19 protein-coding genes are annotated in these 13116 nt (G+C 42.5%); 8 read left to right on the top strand and 11 right to left on the bottom strand.

What is annotated here, in order from left to right; all coding sequences use genetic code 11:
• Window positions 1-51: 51 nt before the first annotated feature.
• The 8 genes from NST56_RS12215 to NST56_RS12250 all read right to left on the bottom strand — a co-directional run bounded on the left by NST56_RS12215 (window position 52) and on the right by NST56_RS12250 (window position 7119).
• A complete protein-coding gene (locus tag NST56_RS12215) occupies window positions 52-585 on the bottom strand; it encodes a phosphatidylglycerophosphatase A (protein WP_339176898.1) in 534 nt (177 codons plus the stop codon).
• Between the two features lie 17 nt (window positions 586-602).
• On the bottom strand, window positions 603-1217 hold the full coding sequence (locus NST56_RS12220; protein WP_010334651.1) for a YpjP family protein: 615 nt from the start codon (window positions 1215-1217) through the stop codon (window positions 603-605).
• 259 nt (window positions 1218-1476) lie between these two features.
• Window positions 1477-2262: a class I SAM-dependent methyltransferase gene (locus NST56_RS12225; RefSeq protein WP_339176902.1), complete on the bottom strand. Its 786-nt coding sequence runs from the start codon at window positions 2260-2262 to the stop codon at window positions 1477-1479.
• Window positions 2263-2301: 39 nt separating this feature from the next.
• Window positions 2302-2736 (bottom strand): bacilliredoxin BrxA, encoded by a 435-nt coding sequence (gene brxA / locus NST56_RS12230; protein WP_268446019.1) that lies wholly within the window; start codon window positions 2734-2736, stop codon window positions 2302-2304.
• 105 nt (window positions 2737-2841) lie between these two features.
• Window positions 2842-4518, bottom strand: a complete 1677-nt coding sequence (gene ilvD, locus NST56_RS12235) for a dihydroxy-acid dehydratase (RefSeq protein ID WP_168748090.1) — start codon at window positions 4516-4518, stop codon at window positions 2842-2844.
• 291 nt (window positions 4519-4809) lie between these two features.
• Window positions 4810-5940, bottom strand: a complete 1131-nt coding sequence (locus NST56_RS12240; RefSeq protein ID WP_010334657.1) for a conserved virulence factor C family protein — start codon at window positions 5938-5940, stop codon at window positions 4810-4812.
• 59 nt (window positions 5941-5999) lie between these two features.
• A complete protein-coding gene (locus NST56_RS12245; protein ID WP_339182202.1) occupies window positions 6000-6605 on the bottom strand; it encodes an HD domain-containing protein in 606 nt (201 codons plus the stop codon).
• Window positions 6606-6636: 31 nt separating this feature from the next.
• The gene (locus NST56_RS12250) at window positions 6637-7119 is read right to left on the bottom strand and encodes a glutathione peroxidase (RefSeq protein ID WP_268505063.1); all 483 of its coding nucleotides are present in this window, start codon (window positions 7117-7119) and stop codon (window positions 6637-6639) included.
• Window positions 7120-7501: 382 nt separating this feature from the next.
• Between NST56_RS12250 and metA the strand changes: the two genes are divergently transcribed.
• The 4 genes from metA to cspD all read left to right on the top strand — a co-directional run bounded on the left by metA (window position 7502) and on the right by cspD (window position 10233).
• A complete protein-coding gene (gene metA, locus NST56_RS12255; protein WP_010334661.1) occupies window positions 7502-8407 on the top strand; it encodes a homoserine O-succinyltransferase in 906 nt (301 codons plus the stop codon).
• 230 nt (window positions 8408-8637) lie between these two features.
• Window positions 8638-9786 (top strand): diglucosyl diacylglycerol synthase, encoded by a 1149-nt coding sequence (locus NST56_RS12260; protein ID WP_101864408.1) that lies wholly within the window; start codon window positions 8638-8640, stop codon window positions 9784-9786.
• Window positions 9787-9888: 102 nt separating this feature from the next.
• The gene (locus NST56_RS12265) at window positions 9889-10017 is read left to right on the top strand and encodes a hypothetical protein (protein ID WP_128568482.1); all 129 of its coding nucleotides are present in this window, start codon (window positions 9889-9891) and stop codon (window positions 10015-10017) included.
• Window positions 10018-10032: 15 nt separating this feature from the next.
• Window positions 10033-10233 carry a cold-shock protein CspD gene (cspD, locus tag NST56_RS12270; RefSeq protein WP_003153604.1) on the top strand — a complete coding sequence of 67 codons (201 nt, stop codon included), beginning with the start codon at window positions 10033-10035 and terminating at the stop codon, window positions 10231-10233.
• A gap of 43 nt (window positions 10234-10276) precedes the next feature.
• Here the strand turns inward: cspD and degR are convergent, their stop codons facing one another.
• Complete coding sequence (degR, locus tag NST56_RS12275; RefSeq protein WP_010334663.1) at window positions 10277-10459, bottom strand: transcriptional regulator DegR; 183 nt, start codon at window positions 10457-10459, stop codon at window positions 10277-10279.
• 157 nt (window positions 10460-10616) lie between these two features.
• On the opposite strand from degR, the gene NST56_RS12280 reads away from it, so the two are divergent.
• A complete protein-coding gene (locus tag NST56_RS12280; protein ID WP_010334664.1) occupies window positions 10617-10886 on the top strand; it encodes a DUF2564 family protein in 270 nt (89 codons plus the stop codon).
• Window positions 10887-10912: 26 nt separating this feature from the next.
• Here the strand turns inward: NST56_RS12280 and NST56_RS12285 are convergent, their stop codons facing one another.
• The gene (locus NST56_RS12285; protein WP_024121802.1) at window positions 10913-11095 is read right to left on the bottom strand and encodes a zinc-finger domain-containing protein; all 183 of its coding nucleotides are present in this window, start codon (window positions 11093-11095) and stop codon (window positions 10913-10915) included.
• Complete coding sequence (locus NST56_RS12290; RefSeq protein ID WP_339176910.1) at window positions 11088-11768, bottom strand: ribonuclease H family protein; 681 nt, start codon at window positions 11766-11768, stop codon at window positions 11088-11090. Before NST56_RS12290 ends, NST56_RS12285 begins: the two co-directional genes overlap by 8 nt.
• Before the next feature lie 82 nt (window positions 11769-11850).
• Between NST56_RS12290 and NST56_RS12295 the strand changes: the two genes are divergently transcribed.
• From NST56_RS12295 to sspL, 3 genes are read left to right on the top strand one after another with little or no spacing between them, the layout of a single operon-like run.
• Entirely contained in the window at window positions 11851-12540 is a 690-nt protein-coding gene (locus tag NST56_RS12295) for a queuosine precursor transporter (protein ID WP_268446017.1), read from the top strand.
• On the top strand, window positions 12540-12938 hold the full coding sequence (locus tag NST56_RS12300; RefSeq protein ID WP_010334669.1) for a reverse transcriptase-like protein: 399 nt from the start codon (window positions 12540-12542) through the stop codon (window positions 12936-12938). Before NST56_RS12295 ends, NST56_RS12300 begins: the two co-directional genes overlap by 1 nt.
• A gap of 41 nt (window positions 12939-12979) precedes the next feature.
• Window positions 12980-13108: a small, acid-soluble spore protein L gene (gene sspL / locus NST56_RS12305; protein ID WP_010334670.1), complete on the top strand. Its 129-nt coding sequence runs from the start codon at window positions 12980-12982 to the stop codon at window positions 13106-13108.
• Window positions 13109-13116 lie beyond the last annotated feature (8 nt).

The following is a 13116-nucleotide window of genomic DNA, read 5'->3' on the forward strand; positions in this document are numbered from 1 at the left end:
GTAACACAAAAAAAAATCATTTCTGAACCCAGAAATGATTTTTTTTATAGATTAGCTGACAACAGGCTTTTCGTCCTGTTCTTTTTCTTCATCTTGCAGATCCTGATGTGTATGGGCAATTCTGCTCGCTGCTGCAGCTGCAAGTGCTGCGACAATATCATCCAAAAACGTATGGATGCCGTCAGGGCTTTCATCAAGCTCCTTAATAATTCCGATCTTCTCTTTATCCAAATAACCAAAGTTGGTCAAGCCGATCGAGCCGTACACATTAACGATTGAAAGAGGGATAATTTCATCTATGCCGTAGAGCGGTTCATCTGTTTCAACAAGATGCTGCAGCGGTTCAGGAAGAAGTTTCTGCTCTGCAAGCTGATCAAGCGCCAGCCCTGTTAATACAGCATGGATAATTTCACGCTTGTTCAGTACTTTTTCTACATTCTCCATACATACACTAAGCGGGAGATTTGGATTGTATTTTTCCTGAATTTTTTGAACGATACGCGCAATGTCTTCTATCATAACGCCCCGTTTGTTCAGCATATCCTTTGTTATATCGACCATTTCATTCATTGTGTACTTTTTCATATCTAGTGGCATCTCCTTTAGGCACTCATCCAGTTGGGAGGTGTGTTGCGGTCCCAATAAATGCTCCCAAGCTCATGGTGTGATTGAAATCCATCTTCTGCTGTATGATAATGAAAATTAAACCAGTAGCCGTCATGCGGAGGGTGGTCTCTGCGCACATGGAACCTGAGAAGGTCTTCTCCGGTTGACCGATTGTAAACGTGAAAGATTTTCTCCGTTTTCCCCGCTGAAGGCTTGCTTGAAATCACAACATCTTGATACGCTTCATCGTCTTGCAATGTCGCTAAGAAATCACATATGACATTTTCGATTTTCGGCAGAATCTCTTTCCGATAGTCATCTTCAATGACCGGAGCAATTTTGCTGCCAAATTTCAAAAAAGACTGATTTTCAGCGCTGTCAAGGAGCTGTTCCTTGTACGATTGAAAAAGTAATTCGGGGTCTCGCCTGTCTTCCGATTCATAATCATCGTACAAATCATGCTCATCATAAAAAGCGGTGTAATCATTCTGCTCAAGACTGCTCGGCTGTCCTGAAGGCTTGTCTGCCATGAGAGCAGCCGGAGGAGATACGAGCCCAAACGTTACGATGGTAAATAAAACCACAAGGGTCTTTCTCATCCACAAGTTCATGACTGCTTATTCCTCTCTCTTTTATTGTCATGTTTCTCTTATTTTATCATAGGTCGAACATACAAGTCATGCACTATATGAAGCTCTAGCTCAATTTAGGAGATTTGTTGCTTTGCTGCGTGTGTAAAAACGCTTACAATATAATGTGAAAGGAGGCCTTCCACATGATTGACGCTTTGTTTGCAACGGTTTCACTTTTAACATTATTATATTTTGTCGTCATGGAAGTCACCGATTAGAAACAAGCCCGTGAGGTTCTTCACGGGCTTGTTTCGCTTGCGATTTGAATAACACCGTAGTGAAAAAGCGCTGTTTTTCTTTTCAACACGTTAAAACCAAATTGTTCAAAGCGCGGGCTTTTCCAATGGTCTTTGAGTACGACGCTTTTTCTGGCTGCCCGTACCGCTTCTTTGATGCAGCCATCCGCCAATGCAGAATCCTCAGCCAGCTCTCGTAATGGCGCGATGCCATCAGATGACTCTACAGGCTCATGAAACATCGGATCAAAATAAATGACATCTACTGATTTGTCAGGCAGCTGCTTTAGATAGTCAAAGCAATCCGCATGATTCACTTGTATTCTTCTCATGGCAGCTTGAAGCTGTTCTATACCGGTTTCCCACGAATGGAGTCCCGTATTCACCAGAACGGACATAAGCTTGTTTTTTTCCAGCCCGATCACCGAACCGGTTTCGCCAACCGCCATACTTGCGATAATGGCGTCGGAAGCCAGCCCGAGCGTGCAATCCAAAAAAGAATCTCCGGCCGTTAAGCCAGCTGCCCGAAGCATTGGCTCTTGCTCGCCGCGAATCAACCGTTTAGCTCTGAACATCGCTGTATTCGGATGGAAAAAGAATTTACCGCCTTGTTTTGTATAAAGTTCGAACCGCTCTTTTCCAACCACGAGCAAATCACGCTCAGCTGCCTTCAGCATATTTTCAACCGTTTGTTTATTTCGGCTGCAATATTGTATATCCAGCTCTTTCGAAAGCATTTTTGCGATCTTTATCGTGTGGTCTGACGGTCTATAGCTTGTTGTAATCATGATCTATACTCCAAAAGAAAATGCCCGGTAAACGGGCATTTAGCAGTGTGCATCAAAGGCATCAGTCAAGTTTTTCATGATTTCTTCCATTTCGTGCCCTTCAATCTCATGGCGCGGAATAAAATGCACGACTTCTTTGCCTTTCAAAAGAGCCATTGACGGTGAAGAAGGCTCCTGGCCTGTTAAATACTCACGCATTTTTGCAGTGGCTTCTTTATCCTGGCCCGCAAATACTGTCACCGTATTGTCAGGTGTTTTGTCGTTCTGCAGGACTGCCTGCGTTGCCGCAGGACGCGCAAGACCTGCCGCACAGCCGCAAACAGAGTTAACGACTACGAGAGTTGTGCCCTCTGCTTTCCCCATGAAATTTTCTACTTCTTCTGCTGTTGTTAATTCTTCAAAACCGGCCCCAGTCAGCTCGCGGCGCATCGGAACGACAAGCTGGCGCATATATTCTTCATAAGCCATTGACATAAAAAAGCCCCCTCTAAATATCCTTCATCTGAAGTAAAGGATACTATAGAGAGAGCCGGATTTCAAATGTTCACATCTTAAAACAAGAGAATGTGATCCCGATGTCTAGATTTTCATGATACCGCCCGTATTGGCACTTGTCACAAGTTTAGAATAACGGGCCAAATAGCCGGTTTTCACTTTTGGCTCAAAGCCTTTCCAATTCGCTTTCCGTTTTTCCCATTCTTCTTCCGGTACTTGAACGTCCAGAATGCGTTTTTCGATATCAACGATGATATGATCGCCGTTCTCAACAAAGGCAAGCGGTCCGCCTTCTGCTGCCTCTGGTGATACGTGTCCGATTGAAAGGCCTCGGGATGCCCCGGAAAAACGTCCGTCTGTAATCAACGCTACTTTCGGACCAAGCCCCATTCCGACAATCTGTGATGTAGGTGCAAGCATTTCAGGCATACCCGGCCCGCCCTTTGGCCCTTCGTAACGAATGATGACGACATCGCCTTCTTTTACTTTCCGGTTGATAATGCCGTCTAGCGCCTCATCCTGAGAGTCGAATACGACAGCTGGCCCTTCATGTCTCGTAATACCGTTCTGTACGCCGCCAGTTTTGATGATAGCGCCGTCCGGAGCCAAATTTCCGAATAATACGGCAAGGCCTCCCTTTTCAGTGAATGGCTGATCTAATGGATGAATGACGTTATAATCCTTCACTTCATGACCGGCAACGGTTTCTCCGAGTGTTTGACCTGTAACTGTCAGCGCGTCTAAATGAAGTGCTCCTTCTTTTTTGGAAAGCTCATTCAATGCTGCAGACACACCGCCCGCTTCATGAAGATCTTCAATAAATACATCAGATGCAGGTGCCAGCTTGGACAAATGCGGCACGCGCTCTGCAACTTCATTGATGCGTTCCAAAGAGTATTCAACGCCAGCTTCATTTGCCAGGGCAAGCGTATGAAGTACAGTATTTGTTGAACCGCCGAGCGCCATGTCAAGCGCAAACGCATTGTCAATCGCTTTTACCGTGACGATATCTCTCGGTTTGATGTCTTTGCGAATGGTTTCCATTAATTGCTTAGCTGATTTTCTGACAAACTCTTTTCGATCCGGGGATGTCGCGAGAATGGTTCCATTACCAGGCAAAGCCAATCCAAGTGCTTCTGACAGACAGTTCATTGAGTTTGCTGTAAACATTCCGGAGCAAGATCCACATGTCGGGCAGCCGAACTGTTCTAATTCTTGAAGTTCGCTTTCCCCGATTTTTCCGGCTTGATAAGCACCGACTCCCTCAAATACTGAAGATAGAGAAATTTTGCGCCCGTCGCTTGTTCTTCCTGCAGCCATTGGTCCCCCGCTGACAAAAATGGTCGGAATGTTGATGCGCACAGCCGCCATAAGCATTCCCGGCGTGATTTTATCACAGTTCGGAATACAGACCATTCCGTCAAACCAGTGCGCTGATACGACAGTTTCCACTGAGTCAGCGATGATCTCTCGGCTTGGGAGCGAATATCGCATTCCGATATGCCCCATCGCAATTCCGTCATCTACACCAATTGTATTAAATTCAAACGGTACGCCTCCGGCTTCTCTGATTGCTTCTTTTACGATTTTCCCAAACTCCTGCAAGTGAACATGACCGGGAACGATATCAATATATGAGTTACAAACCGCAATAAACGGTTTGCCAAAATCCTCTTCTTTTACACCTGCTGCACGAAGCAAACTGCGGTGCGGTGCTCTATCGATTCCTTGTGTGATCATGTTACTGCGTAATTCTGCCATGGTGATCCTCCTAAATAGTCTCAATTGTTAAATTGAATATTATTTTAACAATTTTCAGTTTATTTGTGGGCTGTTTTTGCTAAATTGCATGATGTCAGGCCGCCCTATCCTCGGTTGTTGATTCATGTTTTTATATTTATATAGCTTTCTGTCGATGTGAACCCTCCAACTATTTAATATTGTTACTTACTATATATAGTTTTCAACAATTTTTCAACAATATTCGAAATAATTTTTATAAAAAGTGAATTCAAATTAAAAAGGTGCATGATCTGCACCTTTCCTTCTTTTTTATTCGCCTTTTCTTCTGCTTTCTGTCATTTGCTTCCAGACTGAACCTTTTGCCTCTTCACCATGTTCAATTCGTTCCAGCGCCATTTTCACTTGAAGGCTCACTTCAAATTCTGGATCATCTTCAGCAGCCCGCAAAGCTTCAATTGCGCTTTCATCACCGACTTCGTAAAGGAACATAGCGGCGCGCCACCGGACTAGCTTGCTTGAGTCGCTTAACGATTTTATCATCGCAGGGATGGCTTGGGGGTCGCCGATATCAGACAGGCAGTCTCCAGCCGTCCTTCTCACCGATACAGACTTATCCTCAAGCGCCTTATACAATAGAGGAAGAACATCAGGTGATTCAATCATTCCTAAATACACAACAGCCTGCCTTCTAATGGATACCTTTGGATCATCCAATGCTTTTTGCAAAACGGGGATGTCCTCTTCTTTTGGATCCATCTGCTCCAAGTGTGCGTAACGCTGTTTCCAATCCTCATCATCCAGCATGTCGAGCGTGACTTTATAGGCTTTGCGTTGTACCGTTTGTTTCGTTTCGCCTTTCCCTTGAGCCGCTGCATCCGTCAGCCGTTTCAGCCTTTCATCACTGTATGCGGCCTGAAGCTCTTCTGTCACGTCATGGCCGATTTCAGTAAAATCGCCGAATCTGACGCCTTGTTCTTTCCAGGCTCGTTCAAATACAACATTTGACGCTTCAGCTCTGAGTTTTAAGATCGCCTGCTGAAAACGGTCAGGAAGCCCGAAGCGTTCTTCACGCTCGCCATCTGTTAATTTGACTTGCATAGGAATTCCGCTGAACATCTGTACAAAAACTTTCACCTCTCCAAATGACTCTTGTTCCGAGCGGTTTTCTGCACTCTCAGCGCTTTCCATTCCAAATGCCGTCCGGACTTGCGGTAAAATGTCTTTCCAGTCATATCTGGCGTTCCGTTCAACCGCAAGAAAGTCGGCAACATGATATACCCCTTTAACTCCTTCAATATTTAGGATTTCCACGACAACAGGCGGGGCGCCTTCTGCCTGATCCGGTTTATAATTATTGCTTTTGCCCGCCGGAAGCTCTTCCGTTAAGATGACCTTCATTGTGTTCGGGCTTGGCGTCGGTTCAATTGATTTTATCTTCATGATTGTCCTCCTATAGCCTATCTGTGACTTATTCTAACATAGTCGCCCCGCGCCTTCTATTACGATGTTTCAATATCAATTCCGGGAATTTCTTTTTCTAATTGACTGACGAAATGAAGCATAAATTTATGCCTCTCGTCAGCGATTACTCTTGCGGTATCTGTATTCATCATATCTTTGAGGAGCAGCAGCTTGCCGAAAAAGTGGGCATAGGCACTCTTATCATTTCCATAAAGGCGATGTCCCTTTGCTCCAGCAAACATAAACGCTCTTGCTATCCCTACTGCCCCGACCGCATCCAGCCTGTCAGCATCCTGTACAATTTTCCCCTCAAGTGAAAGCGGTTCTTTTCCGTACTTTTCCCTGTCCCGAAAGGACATTCTTGTAATAATGTGAATAATTCTTTCAGCCTCTTCTTTTCCGGCTCCTAAAGAAACAAGCCGTTCATACACCTCGCTGACTGAAAGCCTGGTTGCGTCAGGCACCTTCACATCAATCAAATCATGAACCAAGGCTGCCGCTTCAACGATGAACAAATCCGCATTTTCCTTTTTCCCAATATATAAAGCAAGCTTTGCAACTCTTGATACATGAAGCCAGTCATGACCCGAGCTTTCCCCGTTCAGAACAGATTTGACCCATGTCCTGATTTGCTCTGTCTGCATCCGTTTTCGATCCTGCACCAAAACACCCTCTTTAATGTCCTAATAACTTCGCAATAACGTCTTCCAGCTCTTTCGGATTTGTGTTTGGCGAATAGCGGCCGGCTATTTTTCCGTTTCTGTCCACTACAAATTTAGTGAAATTCCATTTGATTGCCTTTGTTCCGAGCATGCCTTTCGCATGTTCTGTCAAATACACAAAAAGCGGGTGGGCGTTTTTTCCGTTCACCTCCACTTTTGAAAACATGGGAAACGTAACACCGTAATTTGTTTTGCAAAATTCCTGTATGCCTTCCTCATCGTCAGGCTCCTGATTCATAAATTGATTGCAGGGGAACCCTAAAATCTCCAGGCCCTCCGGCTGGTATGTATCATACAGCTCCTGAAGCTGCTTAAATTGAGGTGTAAAGCCGCATTTACTGGCTGTATTTACAATGATCAACACCTTTCCGGCAAATGGCTGAAGTGTCATGTCTTTACCTGTAATGGTCCGTACCCTCATATTATATATAGACATTGAAATTCCCTCCTACTGGACCTGAGTGCTGTGATTATTTTACCTTTTTTCCTGTTTCAAAACAAAACGGAAGCTTATATACATATAGTTTTATGAATTGGCCAGCTGTTCATTTGTATAGACATCGTGCTCAACGGATGTCCTTCCCTCTTAGGATCATTTGATTATGAATAGAAACATCTTCCAATAAGAGGAAACTATTATTGTATGTATCACATGACACCTGAAAAAACTCATTACAGTGAAACCAAAAGTCATATGTTTGCGTTTATTATGTAGTGTTTTCTGCTGTTCCCCTCCAAACCCTTTTAGATAGATTGAAAATTGGCGAGAAAATTCCTATAATGAAGAAAATTAACGGGGAAATGATGGAGGTGGCACGTTGCCTATTAATATACCTACACACCTGCCGGCAAAACAGGTGCTTGAGAGTGAACATATCTTTGTAATGGATGAAAGCAGAGCATTCCATCAGGATATCCGGCCGCAGAAAATCATTATTTTAAATTTAATGCCGAAAAAAATTCAAACGGAAACTCAGCTACTCAGACTGCTTGGGAATTCGCCTTTACAGGTCCATTTTACATTTTTAATTCCAAGCACACATACACCGAAAAATACAGCAAGGGAACACCTTGATGAGTTTTACACGACATTCTCCAATATCCGTCATAAGAAATTTGACGGCATGATCATCACCGGTGCGCCGATTGAGCATTTGGCGTTTGAAGATGTTTCTTATTGGGAAGAGCTCAAGGAGATTATGGAATGGAGCAAAACGAATGTCACGTCAACCTTGCATATTTGCTGGGGTGCTCAGGCAGGTTTGTACTATCATTACGGCGTGGAAAAAATTGAAATGCCAAAAAAAATCTTTGGTGTGTTTGAACATACTGTTCTTTCCAAGCACGAAAGATTGGTAAGAGGTTTTGACGAGCTATACTACGTGCCGCATTCCCGGCATACAGATATAAATATGGAACAACTGCAAGCAGTGCCCGAGTTAAACATTCTTACTGCATCAAAGGAAGCAGGGGTTTGCTTAATTGTGTCAAAAGACGAAAAACAAGTCTTTTTAACAGGACACCCTGAATATGATACAAATACGCTTCTTCAAGAGTATGAAAGAGATCTGGAACGAAATCTTTCGACTGTCGAGGCGCCGAAACATTATTTCGCAGAAGACAGCAAAGAGCCTGTCAATCGCTGGAAAGCACATGCGACATTATTGTTTATGAACTGGCTTAATTATTATGTTTACCAAGAAACTCCTTATGAATGGGACTAATTTTTCTTTTTTAAGTGATACGCTGAGCAAAAAATATGATAAAATACATCTGATTCAGTATGCGTATAACAAAAATTTAAAATAATGGAATCCGAATCTTTTAAAATTAGCTTAATTTTTTCACTGCATTAATAATTCAATTATGTATTTGTGTTATGTTTATGTATAGACAATAACTCCTTACGATGCATGAAGCTTGCTTGTTGTTGATTACATTGAGGTGAATTTACTTGAATACCAATAAAAGAGTATTAATTTTGACTGCAAATTACGGAAATGGACATGTACAGGTAGCCAAAACGCTTTATGAACAATGTGTACGTCTCGGCTTTCAGCATGTAACAGTTTCTAATTTGTACCAAGAGTCAAATCCGATTGTTTCAGAGGTAACTCAGTACCTTTATTTAAAAAGCTTCTCAATCGGAAAACAGTTTTATCGTTTGTTTTATTACGGAGTTGACAAAATCTATAATAAACGCAAATTCAATATTTACTTTAAAATGGGAAATAAACGATTGGGCGAACTTGTGGAAGAACATCAGCCCGATATCATTATTAATACATTTCCGATGATCGTCGTACCCGAATACAGACGGAGAACAGGTAGGGTTATACCTACCTTCAACGTCATGACTGATTTTTGCCTTCATAAAATTTGGGTTCACGAAAATGTGGATAAATATTATGTAGCGACAGATTATGTGAAGGAAAAACTGATTGAGATCGGCACACATCCCAGCAACGTAAAGATTACGGGTATCCCGATCAGGCCTCAATTTGAAGAATCTCTGCCGGTTGAGCCGATTTATAAAAAATACGATCTTTCGCCTGACAAAAAAGTGCTGCTCATCATGGCTGGCGCACACGGTGTATTAAAGAACGTAAAAGAGCTATGCGAAAACCTTGTCATGGATGATCAGGTGCAAGTGGTTGTCGTATGCGGAAAAAATACGGATTTAAAAGAATCTCTGAGCGTACTTGAAGCAGAAAACGGCGATAAATTAAAGGTTCTCGGCTATGTTGAGCGAATTGACGAGCTCTTTCGGGTCACAGATTGCATGATTACAAAACCAGGCGGCATTACGTTGACAGAAGCAACTGCTATCGGTGTTCCTGTTATTCTGTACAAACCAGTTCCTGGACAAGAAAAAGAAAATGCAATTTTCTTTGAGGACCGCGGGGCTGCCATTGTCGTGAATCGGCATGAAGAAATTCTCGAGGCTGTCACCTCCCTTCTTTCAGATGAGGATACCTTACAGCGAATGAAGAAGAACATTAAGAGTCTTCATTTGGCACACTCCTCTGAAGTGATTTTGGAGGATATTTTGAAGGAATCAGAAATGATGACGACCAAACAAAAAGCCAAGGCGCTTTCTTAACTGATGTTCTTTCAGGAGCACACGATTTTTCGTGTGCTCTTTTTATTCACATCCACATTTTCGTAAAAGCGGTTACATTTTTTTGAGAAATGTGCCCTTTTTTTGAAAAATAAGCAGTTTCGCAACTTGACGCGTGCTGCCAGATGGTGTATAGTTGAACCATCATTTAACAACGCAACGAAGTTAAATGATGACAAAATTTTTTTTAGCACATGGGTGCTACAGTACTAGGAGGAATTAAGCAATATGCAAAACGGTAAAGTAAAATGGTTCAACAACGAAAAAGGATTCGGCTTCATTGAAGTAGAAGGCGGAGACGATGTATTTGTTCACTTCACAGCAATCGAAGGAGAAGGATACAAATCATTAGAAGAAGGACAAGAAGTTTCATTTGAAATTGTCGAAGGTAATCGTGGACCTCAAGCTTCTAATGTTGTAAAACTCTAAACTCAATACAAGTTGACAAATAGAGGAGAGGCAAATGCCTCTCCTATTTGATTTTCATTTGAATTTCGATCGCTAAAATATTTTGTTTGCACCTCTGCTCAATCTCTTCAATATGCTTTTCCATTGATGGCTTTCCTTTTTTCGCAATATCCGCAAGTTCTTCTAAATCATTGTATATTTCTATAAATGTTTTGTGAAGGATTGATTTTAAGTCTTTATCATCCATAGCTGTGTTCCCCTTCTCTACCAAGATACCTCAAATAGTAAAACAGACCTACTCATTCAGGTTCAATAGTTATATCGGCTTATTTTTTATTTTATTTTCTATTTTGGCACATAAATTATAAAAAAACTCTGCAAAATAGTTGCGGAGGTGTTTTTTTGTGAACTCAGAATTTCATGATGAGGATCAGACTGGATTTACCGATAAACGGCAGCTGGAGCTAGCGGTGGAAACAGCGCAGAAAACGACCGGCGCCGCTACAAGAGGCCGAAGCTCAACAGTACTCAATTCAGCATACCAAGCCATCGAGGACGCCAGAGAGCTATCACTGTCTCAAGAACTGGCAGCTCTTGATGATCCTGAATTTGTACAGCAGCAACAGCAGCTGTTAGATGCCTGTCAACATCAGCTGGATGAATTCCAAAAATAAAACCGCAGCTTCTGCGGTTTTATTTTTTAGTGCTTAGTTAAGACATCTCCATATGACTTAAGCTTTTCACCCACTGTACATTTATTGATACAAAATGAATGTGCATATGTTTTGCCAAATTCCTTGCGAAACTGCTTCTTAATAAAACAGTCCTTGCAATATTCATCTTGCAGTTCTGTCAGTTCCTTATATATAGCTTTCTTATCCAATATTGTCATCTCCGTTACAGTCTAATTTCATGTGGCTTTCTACGAATTGATGAGATAGGATTTTTTTTGCGAGGCCATCAGCTTCCTGATTTTCTTTTCGCTGGATCGTTTCGTATGTCGGACTCAGCTTTAGTGACTCAAGAAGCGCTTCTATTTTATCCAGCCATTCATTATGGGAGGGATCATAGCAAGGCCAGCTGCCGTCAAGCTGGTTCAGCACAACAAGAGAGTCCCCTCTGATCGTGATTGAATTTCTGCTAGCTCCGAGCTCTCTTACTTCTCTTATTGCTTCATAAAGAGCGGCATATTCAGCTTCGTTATTGGTTTTCAGACGGAAGCTTTTATTTTTTCTTAAACGGTGGCGCGTCCCTCCCACTGTATAATAAATGACGATTCCGAGCCCGGCCAGCTGGCTTTCCTTATCGAAACTGCCGTCAAAATAAACGGTAATGTCATCGGGTTCATGCGCAAGCTCCTCAGTCAGCTTTTCTAATTCCTTCAGCGTCCAGGTGCCGCCCTTCTCATCTTCGAATTCAAGTTCCTTCATATAAGGAAAACGGCCGAGTTCCCTCGCAAGCATACGCGCTTCCTGAACAGTCAGCCAGTTTTCGCCCAAAAACGAGACAGGCCCTGTCCCTTTTGCTTCTATTTTCATGTGCGGTCTGAGATTCAATATAATCACCTTACCATTCATTAGTTGCCGGGCTTGTGCTATAATCAAACCATTATTAACCCGGAAAGGAAGCTTCTTCATTTTGTTTAATAACTCTTTTTGGATCTTTTTTGCGATCATTCATTTTATCATTGTTCTTTTATTTTATAAAGGATTTGGCAAAATGGGTTTATTTGTGTGGATCGGCTTTGCAACAGTCTGTGCCAACCTTCAAGTCGTCAAAACGGTTGAACTGTTTGGCTTAACAGCAACGCTCGGGAATGTGATGTACGGCACAATCTTTTTTGCTACAGATGTGCTGAATGAAAAATACGGGCCAGCTGAAGCGAGAAAAGCTGTATGGCTCGGGTTTTCGACTCTCCTGACACTGACATTTGTTATGCAGGGCGTTTTGCTTTTCGAACCCGCTTCGAGCGATATTTCACAAACAGCGCTGGAAACGATTTTCGGTTTTCTCCCGAGAGTTGCTTTGGGAAGTCTGCTTGCCTTTATCTTCAGCCAAACACTGGATGTTTATGTATATTCGGCAATTAGAAGAATATTTCCTTCCGATCGGCTTCTATGGCTGAGAAACGGCGGCAGTACAGCAGTCAGCCAGCTGTTTGATACATTCATTTTTACCGGAGTCGCTTTTTTTGGCACATATCCGGCAGATGTTTGGCTTCATATTTTTATTTCTACATATTTGATTAAGTTTGCGGTTTCTCTGATTTCGCTGCCATATGCTTATGCGGCGAAAAAAATAATTCCGAGTGACGAAAGGAGTACATGATGCCTACAGAAATATATGTTGACGGAGCGAGCGCCGGTAATCCAGGGCCTTCTGGCATCGGCATTTTTATCAAACATGAAGGAAAAGCAGAATCTTTCTCGATTCCAATCGGAATGCATACCAATCAGGAAGCAGAATTTCTGGCGTTAATTGAAGGCATGAAACTGTGTGCAACGCGCGGGTATCAATCGGTCTCCTTTCGAACTGATTCAGATATCGTGGAACGCGCAGCCGATATAGAAATCGTGAAAAACAAAGCGTTTCAGCCGTTTTTGGAAGAAATCATCCGATTAAAATCAGCCTTCCCTCTTTTTTTCATCAAATGGATTCCGGGAAAGCAAAACCAAAAAGCCGATCAGCTGGCAAAAGAAGCGATTCGGATGAATGACAGGAATTAAATTAAGCAGTATGGTTTATCCTATTGATGAGGTGAACAAATATGAAAAAGAAAGATAAGGGCCGGCTGACCGGCGGTGTTTCCCCGCAAGGCGATTTAGAAGGAAATACACATAATGACCCCAAAACAGAGCTTGAGGAAAGAGCTAAAAAAAGCAATACAAAACGCTAGAGGTGATC

Source organism: Bacillus sp. FSL R5-0560 (assembly GCF_037966305.1).
GTDB classification, from domain to species: domain Bacteria; phylum Bacillota; class Bacilli; order Bacillales; family Bacillaceae; genus Bacillus; species Bacillus mojavensis.

Bases quoted from the DNA above. Each gene is read 5' to 3' on its own strand.
- cspD (WP_003153604.1), top strand. From the start codon at position 10,033: ATGCAAAACGGTAAAGTAAAATGGTTCAACAACGAAAAAGGATTCGGC.
- sspL (WP_010334670.1), top strand. From the start codon at position 12,980: ATGAAAAAGAAAGATAAGGGCCGGCTGACCGGCGGTGTTTCCCCGCAA.
- ilvD (WP_168748090.1), bottom strand. From the start codon at position 4,518: ATGGCAGAATTACGCAGTAACATGATCACACAAGGAATCGATAGAGCA.
- degR (WP_010334663.1), bottom strand. From the start codon at position 10,459: ATGGATGATAAAGACTTAAAATCAATCCTTCACAAAACATTTATAGAA.
- NST56_RS12225 (WP_339176902.1), bottom strand. From the start codon at position 2,262: ATGATTACAACAAGCTATAGACCGTCAGACCACACGATAAAGATCGCA.
- brxA (WP_268446019.1), bottom strand. From the start codon at position 2,736: ATGTCAATGGCTTATGAAGAATATATGCGCCAGCTTGTCGTTCCGATG.
- NST56_RS12250 (WP_268505063.1), bottom strand. From the start codon at position 7,119: ATGTCTATATATAATATGAGGGTACGGACCATTACAGGTAAAGACATG.
- NST56_RS12300 (WP_010334669.1), top strand. From the start codon at position 12,540: ATGCCTACAGAAATATATGTTGACGGAGCGAGCGCCGGTAATCCAGGG.
- NST56_RS12245 (WP_339182202.1), bottom strand. From the start codon at position 6,605: ATGCAGACAGAGCAAATCAGGACATGGGTCAAATCTGTTCTGAACGGG.
- NST56_RS12220 (WP_010334651.1), bottom strand. From the start codon at position 1,217: ATGAACTTGTGGATGAGAAAGACCCTTGTGGTTTTATTTACCATCGTA.
- NST56_RS12240 (WP_010334657.1), bottom strand. From the start codon at position 5,940: ATGAAGATAAAATCAATTGAACCGACGCCAAGCCCGAACACAATGAAG.
- NST56_RS12215 (WP_339176898.1), bottom strand. From the start codon at position 585: ATGAAAAAGTACACAATGAATGAAATGGTCGATATAACAAAGGATATG.